This window comes from Streptomyces sp. NPDC051976 (assembly GCF_040680795.1).
Classification (GTDB): Bacteria; Actinomycetota; Actinomycetes; order Streptomycetales; family Streptomycetaceae; genus Actinacidiphila.
In genome coordinates, this window is sequence record NZ_JBFAXL010000120.1 from 1 (window position 1) to 9,648 (window position 9,648).

General features: G+C 72.8%; 6 protein-coding genes. 3 read left to right on the top strand and 3 right to left on the bottom strand.

All coding sequences use genetic code 11. The features are described from left to right. Window positions 1-41: 41 nt before the first annotated feature. From AB0M29_RS44490 to pepN, 3 genes are all read right to left on the bottom strand, one after another. On the bottom strand, window positions 42-3,377 hold the full coding sequence (locus AB0M29_RS44490; protein ID WP_365393445.1) for a S8 family serine peptidase: 3,336 nt from the start codon (window positions 3,375-3,377) through the stop codon (window positions 42-44). Window positions 3,378-3,600: 223 nt separating this feature from the next. Beyond that, window positions 3,601-4,713, bottom strand: a complete 1,113-nt coding sequence (locus tag AB0M29_RS44495; protein WP_365393447.1) for a hypothetical protein — start codon at window positions 4,711-4,713, stop codon at window positions 3,601-3,603. A 180-nt stretch (window positions 4,714-4,893) separates the two neighbouring features. Further along, the gene (gene pepN, locus AB0M29_RS44500) at window positions 4,894-7,491 is read right to left on the bottom strand and encodes an aminopeptidase N (protein ID WP_365393450.1); all 2,598 of its coding nucleotides are present in this window, start codon (window positions 7,489-7,491) and stop codon (window positions 4,894-4,896) included. A gap of 183 nt (window positions 7,492-7,674) precedes the next feature. On the opposite strand from pepN, the gene AB0M29_RS44505 reads away from it, so the two are divergent. The 3 genes from AB0M29_RS44505 to AB0M29_RS44515 all read left to right on the top strand — a co-directional run bounded on the left by AB0M29_RS44505 (window position 7,675) and on the right by AB0M29_RS44515 (window position 9,522). Continuing rightward, a complete protein-coding gene (locus AB0M29_RS44505; RefSeq protein WP_365393458.1) occupies window positions 7,675-8,322 on the top strand; it encodes a DsbA family protein in 648 nt (215 codons plus the stop codon). Between the two features lie 14 nt (window positions 8,323-8,336). Then, the gene (locus AB0M29_RS44510) at window positions 8,337-8,726 is read left to right on the top strand and encodes a VOC family protein (RefSeq protein WP_365393453.1); all 390 of its coding nucleotides are present in this window, start codon (window positions 8,337-8,339) and stop codon (window positions 8,724-8,726) included. A gap of 208 nt (window positions 8,727-8,934) precedes the next feature. Next, window positions 8,935-9,522 carry a biotin transporter BioY gene (locus AB0M29_RS44515; protein ID WP_365393456.1) on the top strand — a complete coding sequence of 196 codons (588 nt, stop codon included), beginning with the start codon at window positions 8,935-8,937 and terminating at the stop codon, window positions 9,520-9,522. Window positions 9,523-9,648 lie beyond the last annotated feature (126 nt).

A 9,648-nucleotide genomic window follows, 5' to 3' on the forward strand; every position in this document is an offset into this window, starting at 1 on the left:
CGCGCACTCGGAGAGTGCGCGCCCCGCCGGGGGGAGGGGCGTTACCCCACGGTGCTGGTGATGAGCACGCTGCCCGTGCCCGTCACCGAGCCGCGGGCGTCGAGCAGTTGGACCTGGCCGAAGAGCTGGCGGCCCGCGGGGGCGGGCGCGGCGGCCAGGACGGAGGCGGACACCTGGGCGGAGCCGCCGTGCGGGAGGGTGACGGTCGCCGAGTCGTCCACCGCGACCTGGCCGAGGGCGTCGGAGAAGTAGACGTCCTTGTAGTCGTAGGTGGTGGAGCCGGACGGCACCGAGTAGCCGTCGACCTCGAAGGTGTAGGTGCCCGCCGCCGGGTTGGCGAGGCTCACCGACTCCTCCGCGTCGCCGTCCGCGGACTGCCCGACCAGGACGCCGTCACGGTAGACGTACAGGTCCAGGTCGGCCGCCGCGTCGGAGGGCGAGCCGATGGAGACGTCGAGACGGGAGGCGCCCGCGGGCAGCGCCAGCGTCGTGGTCTCCTTGTCGCCCTGCGCGATCGTCGGCTTCGCGGTGAGCGCGGAGCCCAGCGAACCGCCCTTCAGCTTGCCGTCGATCGCGGCGAAGCCGTTGGTGACGGTCCAGCTCACCGGGGCCGGCGTGCCGACCTTCGCCTCGGGCACCGTCCGCACCGCCGGGTCGAAGACCGCGCCCAGCACGGACACGTCCAGCCGGTAGGGGTTGTCGAGCAGCGGTGAGGTGCGGCGCGCCTCGACCTCGATCTCCCAGACGCCCGGCTGCGGGTTCGCGTACGACCGCACGTCGGGGCGGCAGACGTTCGCCGGGTTCTCGTAGTTGGGGTAGCAGTCGATCGTCTGGTGCGGGTCGAGCGGGACACCGTACGGGTGCATCGTCACGAACCGCGTCTGGCTGCCGGTCGCCAGGCCGCCCATCGCGACCTCCAGCGTGGTCGCGCCCGCCGGGACCGTCACGAAGTACGAGCGGGTGCTGTCGCGCTGGATGGTGCCGCCGCGGCTCAGCGTGTACGAGGGGCCCGCGACCGGCGCGGAGACCACGACGGTCGCCGCGATCTGGGTGTCGGTGCCGCGGGTGAAGGGGTCGTCCACGTTCAGCAGCGCGCTGTGCACGCCCGCCGACCGCGGTTTGGCGGTGATCCCCACGGTGACCGGCTGGTTCAGCGGCAGCCTGACCACCGGCGGCCCGTCGAGCCGGAAGGTGCCGTCGTTCTGCGCCCAGCGCAGCGTCTGCCACTGCGCGGCGGCGGGCCCGCCGGTGCGGGTGACGGTCACGGTGTACGTCCGCGCCGCGCCCGCCGTCAGACCGCCCTCGCGGTCGTAGACGCCGGTGCCGAAGCCGGGGGTCTGCAGCACACCGGACAGGACCGTGTTCACCGGCGCCTTGACCGTGTACGTGTCCGCGGAACCGCCGTGCCTGAGCAGGTCCCAGGCCGGGGCGACGGCGATCAGGCCCGCGCCCTGGTCGGCCGGCGAGAAGCCGGGTATCGGGCGGGCGGTGCTGGTCAGCGCGGTGCGCAACTGCGCCGGGGTGACCGTGAGATGAGCGGCCTTGGCGGCGGACAGCAGCAGCGCCGCGGCGCCCGTGGTCTGCGGGGAGGCCATCGAGGTGCCCTGGAGCATGGCGTAGCCGGGCGGCAGGGAGTACCCCGCCTCCTTCACCGGCACGCCGGGCTCCCACGTCGGGATGGTGTTGATCGACGCGCCCGGCGCGGTGACGACCGGCGCGAGACCGCCGTCCTCACGCGGGCCGCGGGAGGAGAACGGCATCACCGAGTACGGGACGGTGGTCTGCGAGCCGTAGTTGGCCGCCCAGGTCTCCCGGGAGACGGACGCGGCCACGCTCAGCACGTGGTCGGCCAGGCCCGGGTCGCCGATGGTGTTCACCCCGGGGCCGTCGTTGCCCGCGGAGATGACCAGCTGCACCCCGTAGGTGTCGATGAGCCGCTTGTAGAGCTGGTCGCGGGCGCTGGCGCCGTCGTTGAGGGCGCCCAGGCCGCCGATCGACATGTTGACGACGTCCACGTGCCGGTTGACCACCAGGTCGATCATGCCCTCGGTGAGGGCGACACTGGTGCAGCCGCCGGTCCAGGTGCAGGCCCGCGACGAGACGATCTTCGCCCCCGGGGCCGCGCCGTTCATCCGCCCGCCGAACAGGCCCTTCGCCGCGGTGATGCCCGCCACGTGCGTGCCGTGCTCGGACTCCACCACCCCGATGTTGACGAAGTCGGCCTTCTTCCCCACCCAGGTCCCGCCGTACGGGTCCATGGGGACGTCCTTGCGGATCTCGACGGTGAACGGGATCGACTCGGAGATCGGCGTCGACGGGTCGTCGGTGCCGAAGTGGCCGATCTGGAAACCGTCCTTGTACGGCTTCATGGCCGTGTCGTCGGTGAAGTCCCCGTTGTCGTTCAGGTCCACCCGGACCGTGCCCGCGGCCGGGTCGTAGAGGACACCCCACTTGTCGGTGGTGTCGCCGTCCCGGTTCAGGTCGCCGTTCATGTCGCCGCCCTTGGTGGCGGCCTCGGCGAAGGTGCTGAACAGGAAGGAGCCGCTGGGCGCGGTCCAGGTACGGCCCGAGGCGGTGAAGTTCGGCCCGGCCACCGGGGTGACCATCGGGCGCCAGGTGGCGTCGCCGTCGACGATCGGGTCGGTGGCGGTCACCCAGTCGACGATCTTGCGCTCGCCGGTGGTCGTGGTCTGCAGCGCGGGATGCCCGATGTCCACGCCCGCGTCCAGGATGCCGACGGTGATGCCCCGCCCGTCGGCGGCCGGGTGGTCGTGCACGAAGTCGACCGCGCCGGTCTCGAAGGCGGGCTGGTACGGGTTCTTCGCCGGGGTGTCCGCGCCGGGCCCCGGGTAGCTCTTCGCGGGGCGCGCCTGCCGCCCGGCCGAGGCCGTGGTGTCGGCGGACGGCGCCGGGTCGTCGAGCTTGATCTCCTGCTTGAGGTCGATCGCCAGCACCGAGGGCAGCTTCTGCGCCGCCGCGAGGGCCGCGTCGGCCTTCCCGGTGGGCACGGTGGCCCGGACGTAACCGACCTTGTCGTACGTCAGGCCGACGCTGGCGCCCTGCGCGTCCAGCTTGTCGGCGACCTGGCCGGTGCTGCCGGGCGCGGTGGCGACCATGAAGGTGACGTTCTTGTCGCCGTCCGCCTTGGCCTTCGCCAGCAGCGAGGCGTCGGCGGAACCGAGCTTGTCGGCCGCGTCCTTGCCGGGGGCTCCGGGAGCGTCGGTGCCGCCCGCGGCCGTGCCGGTCGGTGAAGCGCCGGCCGGTGAAGTGCCGGGGGAGGAAGGGGCGTTGTCCGCGCTCGCGAGCGCGGGCCCGGCGGCCGACAGAGCGGCGACCAGGCCCGCGGCCAGCGCGATGCGGGCCGCGCGTCTCTTCATGGATATCGGGGCGAGTGGCATGGGCATCCCTGTTCGCAGCGTGGAGGTACGTTCGGAAAGCGGAGCCGGTCGACCGCTCACACTGCTGGATTTAGCCGCTCTTTGGGGAGTGTTGACCTGGCTTTGGGTCGCCCGTGACGTATTTCCGCCAGCCGCCATCGGTGACAAAGGGGCCGTCTCCCGGGCGAATCGTTCCGCCCGTGCCACGTATCGCAGCGGTGGGTCACCTCGGTGTGACCACCACATAGGCGGCCGGTGTCCGGTCGGCGGACGCCAGCAGCGCCGTCCTGACGATCGCCGCCTGCTGCTCCGCCGACTCCTGGAGCTTCGCCGGGGTGAGGTGGATGACGGTGACGCCCAGCGCCTCCAGCCGCTCGCGCTGCCGGGCGTAACGCGACCAGACCGCGTCGTCGTCGGCGTGCTCGTACGCCCCCGGCGCCGGCCCGTCCCCGAAGGCGCCGTCCGCGCAGACGTCGTGGACCCCGTCCTCCTCCTCGCCGGGCCGATGCCGCGGCCGCGCCGTGCGCGCGTCGATCTCCACGGCCACCGCGTGCTCCGGCCAGTACGCGTCCACCCCGCCCAGCTGCGGGCCGCCCGGCAGCCGCAGGTCCACGTTCCACACCGGGTCCGGCAGCGCGTGGCGGCGCACCATCGTGTAGAGCAACTCCTCGGCCAGCGCCCGGCTGTCGGCGAGCAGCGCGTCCACCGCGGCGGTCACGTCCGGCCGCTCCAGCAGCCCCGCGGCGCCCAGCCCCGCCACCACGGCCGCGGCGGTGCAGTGCCCGCCGCGTACCGCCTCGATCAGCAGCCGCCGTACGGTGACGGCGTCGTCCAGCTCCGCCACCGCGTCGGCCAGCGCGCGCGGCACCGGGGCGCACGGCAGCCCCACCACCTCCTGTGCGCGCGGCAGTTCGCGGACCCGGTGGATCGCCACCCCGCCGGTGTCGCGCAGCCGCCGCTGCCGCGGCACCAGCACGTCGATGACCGGCAGCCCCGGCAGCGGCGGCACCGACGAGAAGCGGCGCAGCGCCAGCGCGGCGAGCCCCGTCACCATCGCCTCGCGGCCACCGCCGACCGGGCCGTGCGCCCACGGGTCGCGGCCCGCGTACAGCAGCGCGGCCTGCACCCGCTCGGCGCTGGTCGGCGGCCCGGAGTGCAGCAGGTAGACCTGCGGCAGCAGTTGCCGCCACGGGCCGCCGGGACGGCAGCGCTCGGCCAGGGTGCCCGGTGTCACACCCCGCTCGCGGAGCTGACGCAGGGTCAGAACCCCTTGCTCGGCCTGGAGATGGCCCAGGGTGTGGGTGGTGCGGGGGCTGGGGGAGTTGTCGGCGTTCATGGCGAGGTCGTTCCCGCGGCCCCACCCGTCACTAACCGTTGTTACCCGCTCGTCGACAAAACGGGACAACGCCGGGCTAAAGTCCAGGTGTTCGGATGCCGATCAGCCCCGTTCACCCATTTGAGTGACGAGGCCGCCCCGACCAGCCGGGACGGCCCCGCCGTACCTCACCTCGGACCCTCAGCGCGCCGCACCCGCGTCACAGCTCTGTGCGCGCAGGCTCCGCGCCAGATCGTCACGGGCCTCCAGCACCAGCCGGCGCAGCGCGGGCGCCGCGTCCTCGTGCTCACCGAGCCACGCGTCCGCCGCCGCCAGCGTCTCCTGCCGGTCCTGCAGATACGGGAACAGCCCCCGCACCACGGCCATCCCGATCTCGATCGACCGCTCGGCCCACACCCGCTCGATCGCCGCGAAGTACGCGGGCACGTAACTCGCCGTCAGCTCCCGCTGCCCGGCCTGCGCGAAGCCCGCGATCGTCGCCTCCACCAGCGCGTTCGACAGCGCGTCCGACTCCACCACATCGGCCCACGCCGCCGCCTTGACCTGCGCCGACGGACGCGCGGCCAGGCAGCGCACCTCGTGCCGGTGCCCGGAGGCGGTGTCGTCACGCGCCCGCTCCGCCGCGATCACCCCCGCGTCCACCACACCCTCGGCGGTCAGCGGCTCCAGGAACGTCCAGCGCAGCTCCTGGTCGACATCCAGCCCGTCGATCTTCGCCGAACCGTCCAACAGCCCCCGCAGCAACTGCAGATCGGCGGCCGACGACGCCACCGAGGCGAAGAACCGCGCCCACGCCAGCTGGTGCCCGCTGCCCGGCTCCGCCAGCCGCAGCTCCTGCAGCGCGCCCTCGGCCAGCGCCCGCGCGCCCTCCGCGCGGTACTCCGGCGCCACATAGTGCGTCAGCGCCGACCGCGCCTGCAGATGCAGCGACTGCAGCACCCCGATGTCGCTCTCGCGGCCCGCGAACCGCAGCACCAGACCCAGGTAGTCGCGGCCCGGCATCAGCCCGTCCCTGGTCAGGTTCCACACCGCCGACCAGGTCAGCGCCCGCGCCAGCGGATCGGTCAGATCACCCAGGTGCGCCCGTACGGTGTCCAGCGACGCCTCGTCGAAGCGGATCTTGCAGTACGTCAGGTCGTCGTCGTTGACCAGCACCAGCTCGGGCCGCGACTGCCCCGCCAGCTCCCCGACCACGGTGACCGGCCCCGCCGCATCGGTCTCGGCCCGCGCGTAGCGCTCCAGGGCGCCACCGGGACCGCGCCGGTACAGCCCCACCGCGATCCGGTGCGGCCGCAGCTCCGGATACGCGGGGTCGGCCGTCTGCAGCACCGCCAGCTCGGTGATCCGGTCCTCGGCGTCGAGGACCAGCCGCGGCGTCAGCGAGTTGACCCCCGCCGTCTCCAGCCACGACCGCGACCAGCCCGCCATGTCGTCCCGGCCCGACGTCTCCGCCAGCACCGACAGCAGGTCCGCCAGCGTGGTGTTGCCGTACGCGTGCCGCTTGAAGTACCGCCGCGCGGCCTCAAGGAACGCGTCCTGGCCCACGTACGCCACGAGCTGCTTGAGCACCGAGGCGCCCTTGGAGTACGTGATCCCGTCGAAGTTGAGCTTGGCGTCCTGCAGGTCGCGGATGTCGGCCGTCACCGGGTGCGTCGAGGGCAGCTGGTCGGCCCGGTACGCCCACGACTTGCGGCGGTTGGCGAAGGTGATCCAGCCCGCGTCGTACTGCGTCGCCTCCACCTGGGCGAAGGCGCCCATGAAGTCCGCGAACGACTCCTTCAGCCACAGGTCGTCCCACCAGCGCATGGTCACCAGGTCGCCGAACCACATGTGCGCCATCTCGTGCAGGATCACATTGGCCCGGCCCTCGTACGCCGCCCGCGTCACCTTGCCGCGGAAGACGAACTCCTCCCGGAAGGTCACACACCCCGGGTTCTCCATCGCGCCCAGGTTGTACTCCGGCACGAACGCCTGGTCGTACTTCCCGAACGGGTACGGGTAGTCGAAGTGGTCGTGGAAGAAGTCCAGGCCCTGCTTGGTCACCGTGAAGATCTCTTCGGCGTCGAAGTGCCGGGCCAGGCTTTTGCGGCACAGCGCGCTCAGCGGCACATCCAGCACCGCCTTGTCCTCGAAGGTGCGCGAGTAGTGGTCGCGCTCCACGTGGTACGGGCCCGCCACCACCGCCGTGATGTACGTGGAGATCGGCTGCGTCGGCAGGAAGCGGGTGGTGGCGCCGCCGCCGTCCGCCGTCTCCGGCTCACCGTCTCGCTCGCTGTTGCTCAGCACCGCCCACCCCTCGGGTGCGGTCACCTGGAAGGTGAACGGCGCCTTGAGGTCCGGCTGTTCGAAGTCGGCGAACACCCGGCGGGCGTCGGCGGGCTCGTACTGCGTGTACAGATAGATCTCACCGTCCTCCGGGTCCTCGAAGCGGTGCAGCCCCTCGCCGGTCCTGCTGTACGCGCAACGCGCGTCGACCACCAGCGTGTTGCGCTCCGCCAGGCCGTCCAGCGCGATCCGGGTGCCGTCGAAGACCACCGCGGGGTCGAGGTCGCGCCCGTTCAGCCGGACCGAGGCGACCGCCGGGGCGATCAGGTCCACGAACGTCGACGCGCCCGGCCGCGAGCAGCGGAACTCGATCACCGTCGTCGAGCGGAAGGTGCGCACCCCCTCGGCCGGGCCGACCGCCGACCGGACGTCGAGCGCCACGTCGTACCGCTCGACGGAAACGATCGCGGCCCGCTCACGGGCCTCCTCACGGCTGAGATTCTCGCCGGGCACGGGCGACTCCTTTGTCTTCCGCAGGGTGGACACAACGTCTCGCATCCTCGCACGGGGCGTGGTGGGGCAGAGCGGGGGAATGCGGCCGCGCCGGTCCCCGTTGTCCGTCACACAAGAGTCTTGCCCCGTCCCCCCGAGCACCACCTGTACGAGGAGTACGCAGTGACCGCCACCGTGCCTGACATCGCCCGGACCACGCCGGAGACCGGAAAGGTCCCGGCCGACTTCTGGTTCGACCCGCTGTGCCCGTGGGCCTGGATGACCTCGCGCTGGATGCTGGAGGTCGAGAAGGTCCGCCCGGTCGAGGTGCGCTGGCATGTGATGAGCCTCGCAGTGCTCAACGAGGACAAACTGGACACCCTTCCGGAGAGCTACGCCACCTTCCTGCGCGACGCCTGGGGCCCGGTCCGGGTCGTCATCGCCGCCCAGCAGGAGCACGGCGACGAGGTCGTCGGCAAGCTCTACACCGCGCTCGGCACCCGCTTCCACAACCAGGCCCTGCCCCGTACCCGCGAGACGATCGTCGCCGCCCTCGAGGAGGTCGGCCTGCCCGCCGCCCTCGCCGACCACGCGGACACCGACACCTACGACGCCGAACTGCGCGCCTCCCACAAGGAGGGCATCGACAAGGTCGGCCAGGAGGTCGGCACCCCGGTCATCGCCGTCCCCGGCAAGGACGGCCACCAGATCGCCTTCTTCGGCCCCGTCGTCACCCCCGCCCCCCGCGGCGAGGAGGCCGCCAAGCTCTGGGACGGCACCCTGATGGTCGCCTCCATCCCGGGCTTCTACGAGATCAAGCGGACCCGCACCCAGGGCCCGATCTTCGACTGAGAGCGCTGACGTCCATGTCCCATCTCGGCCTGGTGGCCCTCGTCGTGCGCGAGTACGACGAGGCCATCGACTTCTACACCCGCGCGCTCGGTTTCGAGCTGCGCGAGGACACCCCGCGCGGTGACGGCAGCCGGTGGGTGGTCGTCGCGCCGCCCGGCTCGCGGGAGACCGGGCTGCTGCTGGCCCGCGCGAGCGACCCGGCCCAGACGGGCCGGGTCGGCGACCAGACCGGCGGCCGCGTCGGGCTCTTCCTCACCACCGACGACTTCGACCGCGACTACGCGCGGATGGTCGCCGAGGGCGTCGTCTTCGAGGAGGAGCCGCGCTACGAGCCGTACGGCGCCGTCGTCGTCTTCCAGGACCTCTACGGCAACCGGTGGGACCTGATCCAGCCCGCCGACTGATTGGTGGAACCCCACAGCCGGGGCGGGCACACCTGTGCCCGCCCCGGACGTGACGTACCTCACGCGACCTGCTGAAACGGCCCAACTGAGGGGGTACGGAAGTCTCCAAGCCGTCGGGTGCGGCTTTGTCGCAAACTCACGATGATCATCGCTCGGCCGCTGGGTTAGCGTCACGGTGTCCCGACCACCCTCACCCCGCGGAGTACCGATGAGCACCGCTGCCCCCGCCGCCTCCGGTTCCGTCCTGGCCGACCTGCTGCCCGCCTCGACCGCCGCCCGCGCCCGGGTGCGCGACGTGGCCCTCGTGGTCGGCGGCGCCGTCCTCACCGGCCTGGCCGCCCAGCTGTCGATCCCCGTGCACGGCTCCCCGGTCCCCGTCACCGGGCAGACCTTCGCCGCCCTCCTCGTCGGCACCTCCCTCGGCGCCCGCCGCGGCTTCGCCTCCCTCACCCTCTACGCCGCCGCCGGTGTCGCGGGCCTGCCCTGGTTCTCCGAGGGCGCCTCCGGCTGGTCCATGCCCAGCTTCGGCTACATCCTCGGCATGATCGTCGCCGCCACCGCCGTCGGCGCCCTCGCCCGCCGCGGCGCCGACCGCACCGTCGCCCGTACCGCCCTCACCATGCTCGTCGGCTCCGCCCTCATCTACGCCGTCGGCGTCCCCTACCTCGCCGTCTCCGCCCACCTCTCCGCCTCCCAGGCCGTCTCCCTCGGCCTGCGCCCCTACCTCCTCGGCGACGCCCTCAAAGCCGCCCTCGCCATGACCGCCCTCCCCACCGCCTGGCGCCTCACCCGTTAGCCGCCGCGCTCGCGGTGGACCAGGCGCCGGTAGTGCCCCGAAGGGGCGCGGGGAACTGCGCGGCCCGCCCCCACCGGCCGGTGGTCCGAAGACAACGCGTCTGCCCCATTGGGGCCGGTGGTGACC